The following is a 14,860-nucleotide window of genomic DNA, read 5'->3' on the forward strand; positions in this document are numbered from 1 at the left end:
AGCACCCCCGTGAGCGCGAAGGCTGCAAGGCAGGCAAGAGAGCTGCTGCTCAAGGAGTACCGTGGCGTACTCTCGACCCATTCCAAATCGATGCCCGGCTTCCCCTTCGGTTCCGTGGTGCCGTACTGCCTGGACGCCGACGGTAACCCGCTGATCCTGATCAGTCGCATTGCCCAGCACACCCACAACCTGCAAAAAGACCCCAAGTGTTCGCTGCTGGTAGGCGAGCGCGATGCCGAGGACGTGCAGGCGGTGGGTCGTCTTACCGTGATGGCCGAGGCCCACAAGCTGGCCGACCCCGAGGCCATCGAGGCCGCCGCCGGGCGCTATTACCGCTACTTCCCCGAATCGAGCCAGTACCACAGCGCCCACGACTTCGACTTCTGGGTGCTCAGGCCGGTGCGCCATCGCTATATCGGCGGCTTCGGCGCGATTCACTGGCTGGACGACGTGACCCTGGCCAACCCGTTCGCCGGCAAGGCCGAGGTGAGCATGGTCGAGCACATGAACGACGACCATGCCAACGCCATCGTGCACTACGTCGAGCTCAGCGGCCTGCCTGCCAGCGCACCGGCCTCGCTGGTAGGGATCGATACCGAGGGCATGCACCTGCGCATCGGCCAGGGCCTGCACTGGCTGGCGTTTCCAAGGTCTTGCAATACACCGATACAAGTACGCGAAGCCCTGGTTTTGCTGGCCCGCGCCGAACAGTGGCCTGATCGCGAGGCGGTCGAGGGTTGAAATTGCAACGGCCAGCAACCATTTAAGGTCGTACCTGCAAGGACATCTTGCGTAGAGGAACCCTTGATGCGTGCTTTTCTACTGCTGTTTCTGCTTTTCCCGGTGCTCGAGCTGTATGTGTTTTTCAAGGTCAGCACCGCGATCGGATTTTTCCCGGCGCTGCTGCTGATCATCGCGGGCTCGGCCCTCGGTGTGCTGGTGGTGCGGGTCGCGGGCCTTGCCACCGCGCTGCGTGCGCGGGCGAGCCTGCAGCGCGGCGAATTGCCGGCCGAAGACATGTTCCACGGCCTGATGCTGGCCCTGGGTGGCGGTCTGCTGTTGCTCCCCGGCTTCATCAGCGACGTGATCGGCCTGATCGTGCTGTTGCCGTTCAGCCGCCGGTTGCTGGCCAACAAGCTGCGCCAGCGCGCCGAAGCCCAGGCCATGCGTCAGCGCGCCTTCGGCGACGACCCGTTCAATGCGCCGCCCGGCGCACCGCGTCAGCCCAATGTGATCGAAGGCGAATACGAAAAGCGTGACCCGTGACGCGAGCGCTCGCCCGCGTAGCATGAAACGGCCCTTCGGGGCCGTTTTTCATTTGGCGCGCCGGGCTGCAAAAATTTTCATCGGCAAGCCTTGTAATCGCCTTGGCCGACCTCATGTATGGGTCACCGCAAGGTTTCTGGGCATTTGCCCCAGACAATACATGCGTGGCCCGCCCCGCGGTCCACGATCGGCTACGCCGAAAGCATCAACACGCCGGTAACGATACCGGCCGATGAAAACCACTATCAGGAGAGATCGACAATGAAGCTTCGTCCTCTGCATGACCGCGTCGTCATCCGTCGCAGCGAAGAAGAATCGAAAACCGCTGGCGGTATCGTTCTGCCAGGCTCGGCCGCTGAAAAACCCAACCGTGGCGAAATCGTCGCCGTGGGTACCGGCCGCATCCTGGACAACGGCGAAGTGCGCGCGCTGGCCGTGAAAGTGGGTGACAAGGTGGTTTTCGGCCCGTACTCGGGCAGCAACACTGTGAAAGTTGACGGCGAAGACCTGCTGGTAATGGCTGAGAACGAGATTCTCGCCGTTATCGAAGGCTGATCCGCTGGTTTCCCGTTACTCCAAAGTATTCAAGGATTAAACGATCATGGCTGCTAAAGACGTAAAATTCGGCGATTCCGCCCGTAAGAAAATGCTGGTTGGCGTCAACGTTCTGGCTGACGCGGTAAAAGCGACCCTGGGCCCGAAAGGCCGCAACGTGGTTCTGGCCAAGAGCTTCGGCGCGCCAACCATCACCAAAGACGGTGTTTCGGTTGCCAAGGAAATCGAACTCAAGGACGCCTTCGAGAACATGGGCGCCCAACTGCTGAAAGACGTGGCCTCCAAGGCTAACGACGAAGCGGGCGACGGCACCACCACCGCTACCGTTCTGGCTCAGGCCATCGTCAGCGAAGGCCTCAAGGCCGTTGCTGCCGGCATGAACCCGATGGACCTCAAGCGCGGTATCGACAAGGCCACCATCGCCATCGTCAAAGAGCTGAAGAACCTGTCCAAGCCATGCGCCGATTCCAAGGCCATCGCTCAGGTCGGTACCATCTCGGCCAACTCCGACACCTCCATCGGTGAAATCATTGCCGAAGCCATGGAAAAAGTCGGTAAAGAAGGCGTGATCACCGTCGAAGAAGGCTCGGGCCTGGAAAACGAACTGTCGGTTGTAGAAGGCATGCAGTTCGACCGTGGCTACCTGTCCCCTTACTTCGTCAACAAGCCGGACACCATGGTTGCCGAGCTCGACGGCCCGCTGCTGCTGCTGGTCGACAAGAAGATCTCCAACATCCGCGAACTGCTGCCAGTACTGGAAGCCGTTGCCAAGGCCGGTCGTCCGCTGCTGATCGTGGCTGAAGACGTCGAAGGCGAAGCGCTGGCTACCCTGGTGGTCAACAACATGCGCGGCATCGTGAAAGTGGCTGCGGTCAAGGCACCTGGCTTCGGCGACCGCCGCAAGGCCATGCTGCAGGACATCGCCGTTCTGACCGGCGGTACCGTGATCTCCGAAGAAATCGGCCTGAGCCTGGAGTCGACCACCCTGGAGCACCTGGGCAACGCCAAGCGCGTGACCCTGTCCAAGGAAAACACCACCATCATCGACGGTGCTGGCGTTGAAGCCGACATCGAAGCACGCGTCAAGCAGATCCGTGCCCAGATCGAAGAGACTTCCTCGGACTACGACCGTGAAAAACTGCAAGAGCGTCTGGCCAAGCTGGCTGGCGGTGTTGCCGTGATCAAGGTCGGTGCCGGCACCGAAGTTGAAATGAAAGAGAAGAAAGCCCGCGTTGAAGACGCCCTGCACGCTACCCGCGCAGCCGTCGAAGAAGGCGTGGTACCTGGCGGTGGCGTGGCGCTGGTTCGCTCGCTGCAGGCCATTGCCGAGCTCAAGGGCGACAACGAAGACCAGAACGTGGGTATCCAGTTGCTGCGTCGCGCCGTCGAGTCCCCACTGCGCCAGATCGTTGCCAACGCCGGCGACGAGCCAAGCGTGGTAGTCGACAAGGTCAAGCAAGGTTCGGGCAACTTCGGTTACAACGCTGCTACCGGCGAGTACGGCGACATGATCGAAATGGGCATCCTGGACCCTGCCAAGGTGACCCGTTCGGCTCTGCAGGCCGCGGCCTCGATCGGTGGTCTGATGATCACTACCGAAGCCATGGTTGCCGATGCGCCTGAAGACAAGGCTGCCGGTGGCATGCCTGACATGGGCGGCATGGGTGGCATGGGCGGCATGGGCGGCATGATGTAAGCCAGCCTTACCCGCTTGAAGAAGAGCCCCGCCTTGTGCGGGGCTTTTTTATGTCTGGCAGAAACCCTTCGCCAGCAAAGCTGGCTCCTACAGACGTTCGGCGAATCCTGTAGGTGCCAGCCTGGCTGGCGAAGCGGCCAGTGACGGCTTGCGATACAACACCAGCCAGTAGCACCCCAACCCGATCAGCCAGCAGAACACCGCTGTCCACACATTGTGCGAAAAGAAGTGGGCGCCCTGCAGCATCCTGCCCACCGAAAACACCACCCCCAGGCCAAAGGCGAACACCAGCGCGGCCTTGGCCAGGCGTGGCTTGCGATCACGCAGGACAAAAAACAGCGCAAACAGGGTAAACCCCGTGGCCGCATGCCCGCCCGGCCAGCAGCGCCCTGGCTTGTCGGTGGCGGGGCGGGCCTCTAACAGCTTGCTGTAGGTTTCCTGGCCGCCGAATTCGCTCAGGCTCCAGGGGCACTGCACCGCCGTCGCGGCCTTGAGCGGCGTCACGAAGCCGGTCGACAGGCCCATCGCCAGCACCAGGCAACCCAGTTCCCGGCGCCAGCTCTTGAGGGGCTGCAGCACAAAGCTGGCGGCAAAGCCGACGATGGCCAGCACCGCGAACAGGATCACCAGCTCCTTGGCGCGGTCATGCAGGATGTCTTCGAGAAAATAGCTGTGACGACCGATGAACTGGCCCGCCTGCGGGTCGAACGCGAGGTTGGCCAGGGCCATGTCCAGGTCGGTCAGCTCCAGCAGGATCAGGCACACGGCGGTCAGCAGCGGAATGCCCAGGGCAATCCACAGGTTCAGCGGGCGGGACGCGGGCAAAGGGGGAGTGGCAGGCATGGCAGGGTCCAGGCAGGCAATGGAAACTGCCGATTGTGTGCCGGCGCGCCTACGCTATGTGTGAAGCTGGGGTGAAAAAAATGTCAGTTGCGATTAAATCCATGCGGCGCTGGCGGGGCCTGGGCGATGGCCTTAAGCTGCGCCTGCCAAGCAGGCAAACGAGGACGGGGAGAGGTACCGATGCGAATTCTACTGGTTGAAGACAACCGCGATATCCTGGCCAACCTGGCCGATTACCTGGGCCTCAAGGGCTACACCGTCGACTGCGCCCAGGACGGCCTGTCGGGCCTGCACCTGGCTGCCACCGAGCACTACGACCTGATCGTGCTCGACATCATGCTGCCCGGCATCGACGGCTACACGCTGTGCAAGCGCCTGCGCGAGGATGCCCGGCGCGATACCCCGGTGATCATGCTGACCGCCCGCGACCAGCTCGACGACCGCCTGCAGGGCTTTCGCTCCGGCGCCGACGACTACCTGCTCAAGCCGTTCGCCCTGTCGGAACTGGCCGCGCGCATCGAAGCTGTGCTGCGCCGGGCCCAGGGCGGTGGCCGGCGCAGCCTGAACGTCGGCGACCTGAGCTACGACCTCGACACCCTGGAGGTCACCCGCCAGGGCAAGTTCCTCAAGCTCAACCCGGTCGGCCTCAAGCTGCTTGCAGTGCTGATGCAGAAGAGCCCCCACGTGCTGCGCCGCGAGGTACTGGAAGAAGCCCTGTGGGGCGACGACTGCCCCGACAGCGACAGCCTGCGCAGCCACGTCCACCAGTTGCGCCAGGTGATCGACAAGCCATTCGACAAGCCCCTGCTGCATACCGTGCACGGTGTTGGCTATCGACTGGCCGAGGGTCGTGATGGAGTTTAAGCAAAGCCTTGCCCAGCGCATCATCATCGCCTTCGCGCTGATGAGCGCGCTGGTGGCCGGGGCCTTCGCCTTCGGCATCGTGGCCACCGTGCACCTGGTGGAAGAGCGCCTGATCTCCTCGGTACTGGGGGGCGACCTCAAGCGCATGCTGCTGATGGACAGCGTATCGGAGTGGAGCCACCGCCCGCGGCCCGACCAGTTGTTCTACTACAGTGGCGGGCGCGACGACTTCGACCTGCCCAAGGACCTGCGCCACCTCACCCCGGGGTTTCACGAAGTGTTTCGCGAGCACCTGTCGTACCACGCCATGGTCGAGGTGGTGGACGGGCGGCACTACGTGCTGCTGCAGGACCAGAGCGATTTCGAAGAACGCGAGCGTGTGCTGTTCGCCGTGGTGGTGGTGGGCTTCGTGCTCAGCCTGGCACTGGCGGTGTTCCTCGGCTGGGTGCTGGCACGGCGGGTCATGGCCCCGGTGATCCGGCTGGCGCGCCAGGTGCGCCACCGCGACCAGTTGCTGGGCCTGGCGCCGCCCCTGGCGCCGGACTACGCGGCCGACGAAGTGGGGCAACTGGCGGTGGCCTTCGACGCCACCCTGGGGCGCCTGCGCGATGCACTGACCCGCGAGCGGCTGTTCACCAGCGATGTCAGCCATGAACTGCGCACGCCCCTGATGGTGCTGGCCAGCTCGTGCGAGCTACTGCTGGAGAACCCGGCCATCGACAATCGCGCCCGCGCCCAGGTCGAGCGCATTTCGCGGGCCACCGAAGAAATGCGCGAGCTGGTGCAGACCTTCCTCATGCTCGCCCGCGCCCAGCGCGACGAGGGTGCCGTCGCTTCGCGGGCAAGCCTGCGCGAGGTGGGCAACGAACTGATCGGCGTCTGGCGCGACACCATCGAGCAGAAGGGGCTTACCCTCACCTACCACGACACCGGCGCGCTGCCGACCCTGTACAACGCCACGTTCCTGCAATCGGTGATGGGCAACCTGCTGCGCAATGCGGCGCACTACACCGACCAGGGGTACATCCGCCTCACCCTGGAGCCCGATGGCTTCACCGTCGAGGACAGCGGCGTGGGAATTCCCGAGGAGCATCGCGAGGCCATGTTCCAGCCGTTCGTGCGCGGCGGCGAAAAACGCGGGGAAGGGCTCGGGCTGGGCCTGTCGCTGGTGCAGCGGATCTGCGAGGACCAGGGCTGGAGCGTCAGCCTGAGCGCCGCCGAACCCCATGGTTGCCGGTTCCATGTGAAATTGGGCACGGCCGGGTCGCAGGCCTCCGGAAACACCTTGTAACTTAGCGACGCAACCTGACATTTTTTTCACGTTCGCATGACCTGACGCCAACGTCGCCCTGCTTAAGGTAGGCGGCATTGGAGTCAGGAGATGCACCATGCGCAGTCCCATCAAGCTCAAGTTTTCCGAAAAGTACGACGAGCAGCACGCTCAACAGTACCTGCACAAGCACCAGGACGGCATTGCCCGCCGCTTGTCCCACCAGCGTGACGAGCAATTGGCCCGGCGTGCCCTGGCGCTGGCCGGCGAGCCTGGCCTGGTGCTGGACCTGCCCAGCGGTGCCGGCCGTTTCTGGCCGCTGCTGGCCGAAAAGGCCAACCGCGTGATCATCGGCGCCGACAATTCCGCCGCCATGCTGCAGATCGCCTGCGGGTCGCAACCGGCAGAAGTGGTCAAACGGGTACGGCCCTTGCAGACATCAGCCTTCGCCATCGATCTGCCGGACAACGCGGTAGACAGCATTTTCTGCATGCGGCTGTTCCACCACATTGGCGAAGCGGCCCATCGCAAGGCGATTCTTTCGGAGTTTCAACGGGTTAGCCGCGACAGCGTGATCATCTCGTTGTGGGTGGACGGCAACATCAAGGCCTGGCGGCGTAAACGCCTGGAAGCACGCCGTAACAACGGGCAGGCCGATGGCAGTTACCAGAACCGTTTTGTGTTACCAGCTGCTACGGTTGAACAGGAGTTCGAGGCCGCAGGTTTCCGTATTCAGGAACGAATGGACTTTTTGCCGTTCTATGCGATGTGGCGAGTTTACGTATTGCGCAAGGGGTGAAGGAATGGCTGTGGAAGGAACGGGCGGTACGGCGGTCTCGGATCAATTCGATTACTTCTGGCAGCGCCAGGGCGAATGGGTGGAGGCACCCAACCAGCGGCGTGGCGGCGAAAGCGGCGTGCAGCGCCTGAGCGACGAGACGGGCCATCTGCTTTATGCCAAGCGCCAGGTCGGGCATATCTACCGCAGCCTGCTGCACCCCTTCGGTCGCCCCACGGTATTGCGTGAGTTCGCTGCCCTGAGCAGTTTCGAGCAGTTGGGCGTGCGGGTGCCGCATATCGTCTATTGCGGCGTGGAGCGCGATGCCCAGCACCAGTGGCGGGCGCTGCTGGTCAGCGAGGCGCTGGACGGTTTCGAGGAGATCGACCTGTGGTACGCCGGCGGCGGGCGCGAGCAGCACGGCGAGGCGCTGCACGACCGGGTGCTCGAGGACCTGGCCGGCAACCTGGCGCGCATGCACCGCGGGCACTGGCAGCATGGCTGCCTGTACAGCAAGCATATTTTCGTGAAGGTGACCGGCGAGGGCGCGGATGCGCGTGCCGAGGTCGCCTTGCTGGACCTGGAGAAGTGCCGCCGGCGCATCAGCTGCCAGCGTGCGGCCGCCAATGACCTGAAGCAACTGCGCCGCCATTCGTCGTGGAACGATGCGGACTGGAAGAAGTTGCTCTACTTTTACGAAGTGGCGTTTGGCAGCGCTGTCAAAGGTTTAGAGCAATGAAACTAGAAATAGCACGAGGTTTGTTTCTGCTTGTGGCGTTGGCGGTGGCTTCGGTGGCTTTCGCCGCGTGGGAGGAGCCGCGTCCGCAGGTGCTCAGTTCCATCGACCTGGGCGCGCAGTGTCCGCTGCCACGGACGGCCAAGCCGGTCGTCACGGCGCAACCGGACCATGACCTGCTGTTGTTCCTGTTCGGCATGAGCCGGGGGCTGCGCTCCAACGGGTGATGAAGTGTATCGACGCGGGTCAAGCCCGCTCCCACAGGGTTGCAGTGATCCTTGCGGGAGCGGGCTTGACCCGCGATGCGTTCAACTCGATTCCAGCGCCGTACTTGGCATTTCCTTCCTGGCCAGCAACGTATACACGCACGGCAACACGAACAACGTGAACAGCGTGCCCACCGACATCCCGGTGGCGATCACCATGCCGATGTCGAACCGACTCACCGCCCCGGCGCCCGTCGCCAGTATCAGCGGCACCATGCCGAATACCATCGCCGCCGTGGTCATCAGCACCGGCCGCAGGCGTATCGCTGCCGCTTCCTCTACGGCATCCCGCGCAGTCAGCCCCTTGTGCAGGCGCAACTGGTTGGCGAACTCGACGATCAGGATGCCGTGCTTGCTGATCAGCCCGATCAGCGTCACCAGCCCCACTTGGGTGTAGATGTTCATGCTCGACCACCCCAGAAACAGCGGGATCAATGCTCCACAGATCGACAGGGGCACCGTCACCAGGATCACCAGCGGGTCGCGGAAACTCTCGAACTGCGCCGCCAGCACCAGAAAGATGATCGCCAGCGCCAGGCCGAAGGTCACCCACAGCGCACTGCCTTCCTGCACGAACTGACGTGCCTGCCCGCTGTAGTCGAAGGCGAAGCCTGCCGGTGCCTCCTGCTGGGCGATGCTGCGCACCGTCTCCAGGGCCTCGCCCATGCTCACCAGCGGGAAGCCCTGGATGATCGCCGAGTTCAGCTGCTGGAACTGGTTGAGCTGGCGCGGCCGCGCGCGGTCGCTGACGCTGATCAGGGTCGACAGCGGCAGCATCCGGCCCTGCTCGTTCTTCACGTAGTAGTTGTTCAGCCAGCCGGGGTTGTCGCGGTAGGCCTGCTCGACCTGGGCGATCACCTTGTAGCTGCGCCCCTCGATGGTGAAGCGGTTGATCTCGGCCTCGCCCAGCAGCGTGGCCAGGGTGCCGCCCAGGGCATCCATCGACACCCCCATCTGCGCCGCCTTGGCCCGGTCGATATCCACCACCACCTCCGGCTTGTCGAATGCCAGGTCGATGTCCAGGAAGGCGAACTTGCCCGAGGCCTGGGCGCGGTCCTTGACCCGTTGCGCCACTTCCAGCAACGACACGTAGTCATTCGGCGTGTTGATCACGAAGGCGAATGGCAGGCCTTCGCCGGTGCCCGGCAGGGAGGGCAGGTTGAAGCCGAAGATCTGCAGGCCGCTGATGGTCGCCAGCTTGGCCTGCACCTCGGGCAGCAACTCCATCTGGGTGCGGCTGCGCTGGTTCCACGGCTTGAGCAGAAAGCCGCCGATGCCCGATTGCACGCCGTTGAAGCCGTTGATCTGGAACGAGGAGTAGTACTCGGGGAATGACTTGAAGATCGTGATGAACTCGTCGGTGTAGGCGTTCAGGTAATCGAGGTTGGCCGGTTGCGGGGCGGTGGCCATCATGAAGATGATGCCCTGGTCTTCGTCCGGGGCCAGCTCGTTCTTGCTGAACATCAGAAACACCGGGATCAGGCACAGCACGATCAGGGCGAACACGATCACCACCGGCCGGGTCTCGAGGGTGCCGTGCAAAAGCGTCTGGTAGCGGCGCTTGAGCCGCTCGAACAGCTGGTCGAGGCGATGGGCCAGGCCGCTGGGGTTCTGCTCCGGGCGCAGCAGCAGGGCACACATCATCGGCGACAGGGTCAGCGCGACGATGCCGGAAATCACCACGGCCCCTGCCAGGGTCAGGGCGAACTCCTTGAACAGGGCCCCGGTGAGGCCCTCCAGGAAACCGATGGGGGCGTACACCGCCGCCAGGGTGATGGTCATCGAGACCACCGGCATGGCGATCTCCCGGGCGCCTTCCAGCGCGGCGTCGAACGGCGTCTTGCCCTCCTCGATATGGCGGTGGATGTTCTCCACCACCACGATCGCATCGTCCACCACCAGGCCGATGGCCAACACCATCGCCAGCAGCGTCAACAGGTTCAGCGAGTAGCCCATCAATTGCATGAAGAACAGCACGCCGATCATCGACAGCGGGATGGTGATCACCGGGATCAGCACCGAGCGCAGCGCGCCGAGAAACAGGAACACCACCACGATCACGATCAGCACCGCCTCGACCAGGGTCTTGACCACCTCGTCGATGGAGGCCTGGATGAACAGCGTGGCGTCATAGGCGATGGAGGCCTTGAGGTTGGGCGGCAACTGCGCTTCCAGCTCCGGCATCAGCTTGCGCACCTCCTTGATCACGTCCAGCGGGTTGGCGGCCGGGGTGGCCTTGATGCCGATGTACACCGACGGCGTGCCGTCGAACGAGCTGACCGTGTCGTAGTTCTCCGCGCCCATCTCCACCCGTGCCACATCGCCCAGCAGCACGCGGCTGTCGCCCTTGGTCTTGAGCGGGATGGCGGCGAAGGCTTCGGCCGACTTGAGTTCGGTGGTGGCGTTGATGCTGGTGACCACGTACTGGCCCTTGACCTCGCCGGCGGCGGACAGGAAGTTGTAGCGGCGCACCGCGGCAGTCACATCGCCGGCGCTCAGGCCGTAGCCGGCCAGCTTCACCGGGTCGATCCACAGGCGCATGGCGAACACCTGGTTGCCGAGAATCTCGGCTTCGGCCATGCCGGGCAGGGTAGCGAGCTTGGGCTGGATCACCCGCGACAGGTAGTCGGTGATCTGCGGGTTGCTCAGCTCCTTGCTGTAGAAGCTGATGTACATCAGCGCCGAGGCATCGGCGGCCTCCTTGCTCAGCACCGGGTCCTCGGCGTCCTGGGGCAGCTTGTTCTTGACCTCGTTGGCCTTGGCCAGCAGCTCGGTGAACAGCCGGTCGCTGTCGGAGCCGATGCGCGCGTAGATCGAGATCACCGAAAAATTCTGCCGGCTCACCGAGGTCATGTAGTCAATGCCTTCGGCACTGGCCAGGCTCTGCTGCAGGGGCTGGGTGATGTAGCCCTGGATGGTTTCGGCGTTGGCCCCTGGGTAGGCGGTGGTCACCGTGATCAGGGCGTTTTCCATCTGCGGGTACTGGCGGATCGGCAGTTTGCTCCAGGCCTGAAACCCCAGCAGCACGATCAGCAGGCTGACCACGCTGGCCAGCACCGGGCGACGGATGAACGGGTCGGTAAAGGCCATGGCGGTTCCTTGGTCAGTCGGCGCCGGGCTGGCTGGTCGGTTCGGCTTGCAGGGTCTTGTCGGCGCTCAGGGTGACGGCAGCGCCCTGGGTCAGCTTCAACTGGCCGGCGGTGACCACCGTTTCGCCGGGCGTGAGGCCCTTGGCGATCACCACCAGGCCGTCGCGGCGCTCGCCGGTCTCGACGAAGCGCCGCTCGGCGATCAGTTGCGGCTGGCCATCGGCCGTGGTCTGCACCTTGCCGTCTTCGGACTTTTTCGGCACGGCGACATACACCGAGTTGCCATAGAGGGTGTAGGTGACGGCGCTCTGCGGCACCACCACCGCGTTGCGCGGGTTGGGCAGCAACACCTGCAGGCTGGCGAACATGCCCGGCAGCAACGTGCCGTCGGGGTTGGCCAGGGTGGCGCGCACCTGCAGGTTGCGGGTGGTGTCGTCGACCTTGGGGTTGATCGCGCTGAGGGTGGCGGTGAAGCTGCGGTGCGGGTAGGCGGCCACCGAGACCAGCGCCTGCTGGCCGAGGCTGAGGTTGGGCAGCGCCTGTTCCGGCACGAAGAAGTCGACATACAGGCTGCTCAGGTCCTGCAGGGTGGCGATCACCGTGCCGCTGGCCAGGTAGCTGCCCAGGTCGACCTGGCGGATACCGATGGTGCCGGTGAACGGCGCGTTGATGCTCTTTTTCGCCAGGGATGCCTTGAGTTGCGCCACTACCGCCTGGTTGCGCAGCAGTTGGGCGCGCAGGCGGTCGAATTCGCCCTTGGAGATGGCCTGGCTGCCGACCAGCTGGCTGCCTCGCTGATAATCCACCTGGGCCAGCCCGAGGTCGGCCTGGGCGGTGCCGAGCAGGGCAGTCTCCACGTCGCTGTCCAGCTGCAGCAGCAGTTGCCCGGCCTTGACCTGCTGGCCGGATTCGAAGTGCAGGGCCTTGACCGTGCCGGCGATCTCCAGGCTCAGGTCCACCCCTTGCAGGGCCTTGAGGCTGCCCACGGCGGGCAGGCGGCTTTGCCAGGGCTGCTCGCGCGCCTCGGCGGCGGCAACGCTGACCGGCGGCTTGGGCGCGGAGAACTGCTGGATCTGGCGGTAGATGGACAAGCCCTTGTAGCCGCCCAGGGCCAGCACCAGCAGCAGGACGATACCCAGCATGATGAGCATGCGACGGCGCAGCATGGACCAGCTCCCTGGAAGCGTTGTTGCGCAAGTCTAGTCGGTCGCGGCGCAGGGGGCCGGGTGTTGCTTGGGGATATTTGCTGCTTCGCCGGCAAGGCCGGCTCCTACAGACGGCGCCCAACCCGTAGGAGCCGGCCTTGCCGGCGAAAGGGGCGACCGGATATCAGATCAGGTGCAGATGGTTGTCCCACAACCCCGAAGGCAGTTGCAGCGGTTGCCCCACCAGCGCTGCCTTGCGGCAGTCGTACAGCCGGCAACGCCCTTGCCCGGAGGTCACCACAAAGCCATCGGCCACTGCGCCCACGCCCGCGCAGTCCGGCATCGGCGCATCCAGCTTCACCTCGGCGCTGTCCAGGTCCCAGATGAACAGGCGGTTGGCCCGTGGCGCGGTCATCGCCACCAGTCGCAGCTCGCTGTGCACCGCCACGCTGGCGGTGTACTGGGCCATGGACTGCAACTGGTGCTCCGGCACCGGGAAGGCCACGAACGGCTGCCCCGGACGCTTGATCGCCAGCAATTCGGCGGTTTCGTCCGAGCCGCCCATGAACTGCTGGCACGCCAGCACGGTGCCGTCGTCGGCAATCGCCAGGTGGCGCACGCTGTTCATCTGCTGGCTCAGGGTTTCCTTGCTCAGCAGGGTGCCGTCGCGCTGCATCAGCACCAGGCTGGGCTGCATCGCATCCAGGTTCATCTCCACCCGGCTCTCGGCTTCGGTGCGGATACCGCCATTGGCCACCACCAGGGTCTCGCCGTCAGGCAGCCACGACACCTGGTGCGGGCCGATGCCGTGGGTCGGGATTTCCGAATGATGGGCCAGGCGTTCGCCTTCGAAGCGGTACACACCCAGCACGCCACGGCCCGGGTCGGTAGTGTCGTTCTCGGTGGCGTACAGCCATTCGCCGCCCTTGTGGATCACCGCGTGGCCATAGAAGTGCCGGTTCGGCTGCGAGGCCAGGGTCTGCAGCAGGCGCCCGTCGCGCAGGTCGATCAGGTAGCTCTCGGTCCCGGGGCGGCGCGCCACGAACAGCGCGATCGGCCGCTCGGGGTGGTTGATGATGTCGTGGCAGCGCAGGCCGACCTGGGTGGCGAACACCTGGGTGCCGTCCAGGCGATAGCCCACGGCATAGTGCTTGCCGTCGGCATCGTCACGGGCCGACAGCAGCAGCGGCTGCTGGCCCTTGCTGCGCCACAGGGTCCAGCCACCCAGGGTCAGGGCGCTGAGCAGCACGCTACCGAGTTTGAGGGCCTGGCGTCGCAACATGATCAGTCACCGTCGTTGGCATTGAAGCCCAGCTGGATGTTCAGCGCCTTGGCCAGTTCACCTTCATGCAGGCGGTGAACCACGTTCAGGCTGTCGTAGAAGGCGTTCAGTTGCTCGCGGCCGGCATCGTCCTGGAGCATTTCGCCCAGGGGCCGGTCGATCGCCTTCAGTTGCTTGAGGGCATCAGCATAGGCCGCGTCGATCTTGTCGGCCAGGGCCTTCTGGTCCTTGCCCAGCAGGCCGCGCAGGCCCTGGTTGTCGACCCCGACCCACACGGTCTGGGCGGCGATCAGGCTGGCTTCCAGGCTCTTGAGCGAGGAGTGGCTGCGCCAGGCTTCAGCCTGCAGCGGCTGCGGGATGCCCTTGCTCAGGCGACCCATCGGCGTGCCGAGCTTCTTCTTCAGGGTGTCCAGCGCGGTGACCTGGGCGCGCAGCAGGTCGGCGATCGCCTCATGGGAGTCGGCGTAGCGCTGGTTGGGGAACTTGGTCATCTGCGCCAGCATGCCGTCGGTGCTGTTCCAGCCCTTGAGGATCTCTTCGGCGAGGTTCTTCTGGTGTTCGCCAATGGCCACCAGCAGCGGGCAATAACGGGCCTTCTGTTCGGCGGTGGCGACGTCCGGCTTGCTGTCGAACAGGATGTACTCGTAGGCCGACAGGCCGCGGACCACGACGCTGGACTTGGCCACGGTCTCGGCATCCACCGGCTTGTCGCCGTTGACCAGTTGCTCGACCTGACGGCCCACCAGGTTCTTCTTGTCGGGCCAGAACTGCACCTGCCAGGCGCGGTTGCCCTCGGCCAGCGGGCCGATCAGCAGCGGTTGCAACTCGGCCCAGGCTTTTTGTGCGTGCAGGAAGTCGGCGCGTGCGGTGGCCAGGTCGGCCTTGCCTTCGCAGAAGGCCAGGGCGCTGACGGCCAGCTGGCGGTCGGCTTCGACCCAGCGGCTGTAGGTCGGCAGGATCACCTGCTTGGCGATCGCGGCAGAGGTCACGGCCTGCGGGTCCTGCGGCGAGCAGGCGCCCAGGGCGATGGCGGCGAGGCTGGTGAACAACAGCTTGGGACGGAACATGTC

General features: G+C 64.5%; 14 protein-coding genes. 9 read left to right on the forward strand and 5 right to left on the reverse strand.

The window, feature by feature from the left end:
• Positions 1 to 9 precede the first annotated feature (9 nt).
• The 4 genes from CR917_RS05255 (at position 10) to groL (ending at position 3,517) form a co-directional block, all read left to right on the forward strand.
• Complete coding sequence (locus CR917_RS05255; RefSeq protein WP_104571977.1) at positions 10 to 741, forward strand: HugZ family protein; 732 nt, start codon at positions 10 to 12, stop codon at positions 739 to 741.
• Positions 742 to 807: 66 nt separating this feature from the next.
• A complete protein-coding gene (locus CR917_RS05260; protein ID WP_054914827.1) occupies positions 808 to 1,266 on the forward strand; it encodes an FxsA family protein in 459 nt (152 codons plus the stop codon).
• A 261-nt stretch (positions 1,267 to 1,527) separates the two neighbouring features.
• Entirely contained in the window at positions 1,528 to 1,821 is a 294-nt protein-coding gene (locus CR917_RS05270) for a co-chaperone GroES (RefSeq protein WP_009050540.1), read from the forward strand.
• A gap of 46 nt (positions 1,822 to 1,867) precedes the next feature.
• Complete coding sequence (gene groL, locus CR917_RS05275) at positions 1,868 to 3,517, forward strand: chaperonin GroEL (protein WP_043862090.1); 1,650 nt, start codon at positions 1,868 to 1,870, stop codon at positions 3,515 to 3,517.
• An 87-nt stretch (positions 3,518 to 3,604) separates the two neighbouring features.
• Here the strand turns inward: groL and CR917_RS05280 are convergent, their stop codons facing one another.
• Positions 3,605 to 4,360, reverse strand: coding sequence for a phosphatase PAP2 family protein (locus tag CR917_RS05280; protein ID WP_078479532.1), 756 nt, complete (start codon positions 4,358 to 4,360; stop codon positions 3,605 to 3,607).
• 180 nt (positions 4,361 to 4,540) lie between these two features.
• Between CR917_RS05280 and colR the strand changes: the two genes are divergently transcribed.
• The 5 genes from colR (at position 4,541) to CR917_RS05305 (ending at position 8,235) form a co-directional block, all read left to right on the forward strand.
• Entirely contained in the window at positions 4,541 to 5,224 is a 684-nt protein-coding gene (gene colR / locus CR917_RS05285) for a two-component system response regulator ColR (protein WP_043862092.1), read from the forward strand.
• The gene (locus CR917_RS05290) at positions 5,214 to 6,515 is read left to right on the forward strand and encodes a HAMP domain-containing sensor histidine kinase (RefSeq protein WP_043862093.1); all 1,302 of its coding nucleotides are present in this window, start codon (positions 5,214 to 5,216) and stop codon (positions 6,513 to 6,515) included. The genes colR and CR917_RS05290 overlap by 11 nt, the downstream gene beginning before the upstream one ends.
• 97 nt (positions 6,516 to 6,612) lie before the next feature.
• Positions 6,613 to 7,293, forward strand: coding sequence for a class I SAM-dependent methyltransferase (locus CR917_RS05295; protein ID WP_043862094.1), 681 nt, complete (start codon positions 6,613 to 6,615; stop codon positions 7,291 to 7,293).
• A gap of 4 nt (positions 7,294 to 7,297) precedes the next feature.
• Positions 7,298 to 8,011, forward strand: coding sequence for a lipopolysaccharide kinase InaA family protein (locus tag CR917_RS05300; RefSeq protein WP_043862095.1), 714 nt, complete (start codon positions 7,298 to 7,300; stop codon positions 8,009 to 8,011).
• Entirely contained in the window at positions 8,008 to 8,235 is a 228-nt protein-coding gene (locus CR917_RS05305; protein ID WP_043862096.1) for a hypothetical protein, read from the forward strand. The genes CR917_RS05300 and CR917_RS05305 overlap by 4 nt, the downstream gene beginning before the upstream one ends.
• An 81-nt stretch (positions 8,236 to 8,316) precedes the next feature.
• Here the strand turns inward: CR917_RS05305 and CR917_RS05310 are convergent, their stop codons facing one another.
• From CR917_RS05310 to CR917_RS05325, 4 genes are all read right to left on the reverse strand, one after another.
• The gene (locus CR917_RS05310) at positions 8,317 to 11,364 is read right to left on the reverse strand and encodes a multidrug efflux RND transporter permease subunit (protein ID WP_054914825.1); all 3,048 of its coding nucleotides are present in this window, start codon (positions 11,362 to 11,364) and stop codon (positions 8,317 to 8,319) included.
• Positions 11,365 to 11,377: 13 nt separating this feature from the next.
• Positions 11,378 to 12,529, reverse strand: coding sequence for an efflux RND transporter periplasmic adaptor subunit (locus tag CR917_RS05315; RefSeq protein ID WP_104571979.1), 1,152 nt, complete (start codon positions 12,527 to 12,529; stop codon positions 11,378 to 11,380).
• Between the two features lie 163 nt (positions 12,530 to 12,692).
• Positions 12,693 to 13,790, reverse strand: a complete 1,098-nt coding sequence (locus tag CR917_RS05320) for a DUF1513 domain-containing protein (protein ID WP_088515534.1) — start codon at positions 13,788 to 13,790, stop codon at positions 12,693 to 12,695.
• Positions 13,791 to 13,792: 2 nt separating this feature from the next.
• The gene (locus CR917_RS05325) at positions 13,793 to 14,857 is read right to left on the reverse strand and encodes an imelysin family protein (RefSeq protein ID WP_043862100.1); all 1,065 of its coding nucleotides are present in this window, start codon (positions 14,855 to 14,857) and stop codon (positions 13,793 to 13,795) included.
• Between the last annotated feature and the right edge of the window lie 3 nt (positions 14,858 to 14,860).

Source organism: Pseudomonas sp. BRM28 (assembly GCF_002939405.1).
Lineage (GTDB): Bacteria > Pseudomonadota > Gammaproteobacteria > Pseudomonadales > Pseudomonadaceae > Aquipseudomonas > Aquipseudomonas palmensis.

Bases quoted from the DNA above. Each gene is read 5' to 3' on its own strand.
- CR917_RS05260 (WP_054914827.1), top strand. From the start codon at position 808: ATGCGTGCTTTTCTACTGCTGTTTCTGCTTTTCCCGGTGCTCGAGCTG.
- CR917_RS05270 (WP_009050540.1), top strand. From the start codon at position 1,528: ATGAAGCTTCGTCCTCTGCATGACCGCGTCGTCATCCGTCGCAGCGAA.
- groL (WP_043862090.1), top strand. From the start codon at position 1,868: ATGGCTGCTAAAGACGTAAAATTCGGCGATTCCGCCCGTAAGAAAATG.
- CR917_RS05280 (WP_078479532.1), bottom strand. From the start codon at position 4,360: ATGCCTGCCACTCCCCCTTTGCCCGCGTCCCGCCCGCTGAACCTGTGG.
- colR (WP_043862092.1), top strand. From the start codon at position 4,541: ATGCGAATTCTACTGGTTGAAGACAACCGCGATATCCTGGCCAACCTG.
- CR917_RS05290 (WP_043862093.1), top strand. From the start codon at position 5,214: ATGGAGTTTAAGCAAAGCCTTGCCCAGCGCATCATCATCGCCTTCGCG.
- CR917_RS05295 (WP_043862094.1), top strand. From the start codon at position 6,613: ATGCGCAGTCCCATCAAGCTCAAGTTTTCCGAAAAGTACGACGAGCAG.
- CR917_RS05300 (WP_043862095.1), top strand. From the start codon at position 7,298: ATGGCTGTGGAAGGAACGGGCGGTACGGCGGTCTCGGATCAATTCGAT.
- CR917_RS05305 (WP_043862096.1), top strand. From the start codon at position 8,008: ATGAAACTAGAAATAGCACGAGGTTTGTTTCTGCTTGTGGCGTTGGCG.
- CR917_RS05310 (WP_054914825.1), bottom strand. From the start codon at position 11,364: ATGGCCTTTACCGACCCGTTCATCCGTCGCCCGGTGCTGGCCAGCGTG.
- CR917_RS05315 (WP_104571979.1), bottom strand. From the start codon at position 12,529: ATGCTGCGCCGTCGCATGCTCATCATGCTGGGTATCGTCCTGCTGCTG.
- CR917_RS05320 (WP_088515534.1), bottom strand. From the start codon at position 13,790: ATGTTGCGACGCCAGGCCCTCAAACTCGGTAGCGTGCTGCTCAGCGCC.
- CR917_RS05325 (WP_043862100.1), bottom strand. From the start codon at position 14,857: ATGTTCCGTCCCAAGCTGTTGTTCACCAGCCTCGCCGCCATCGCCCTG.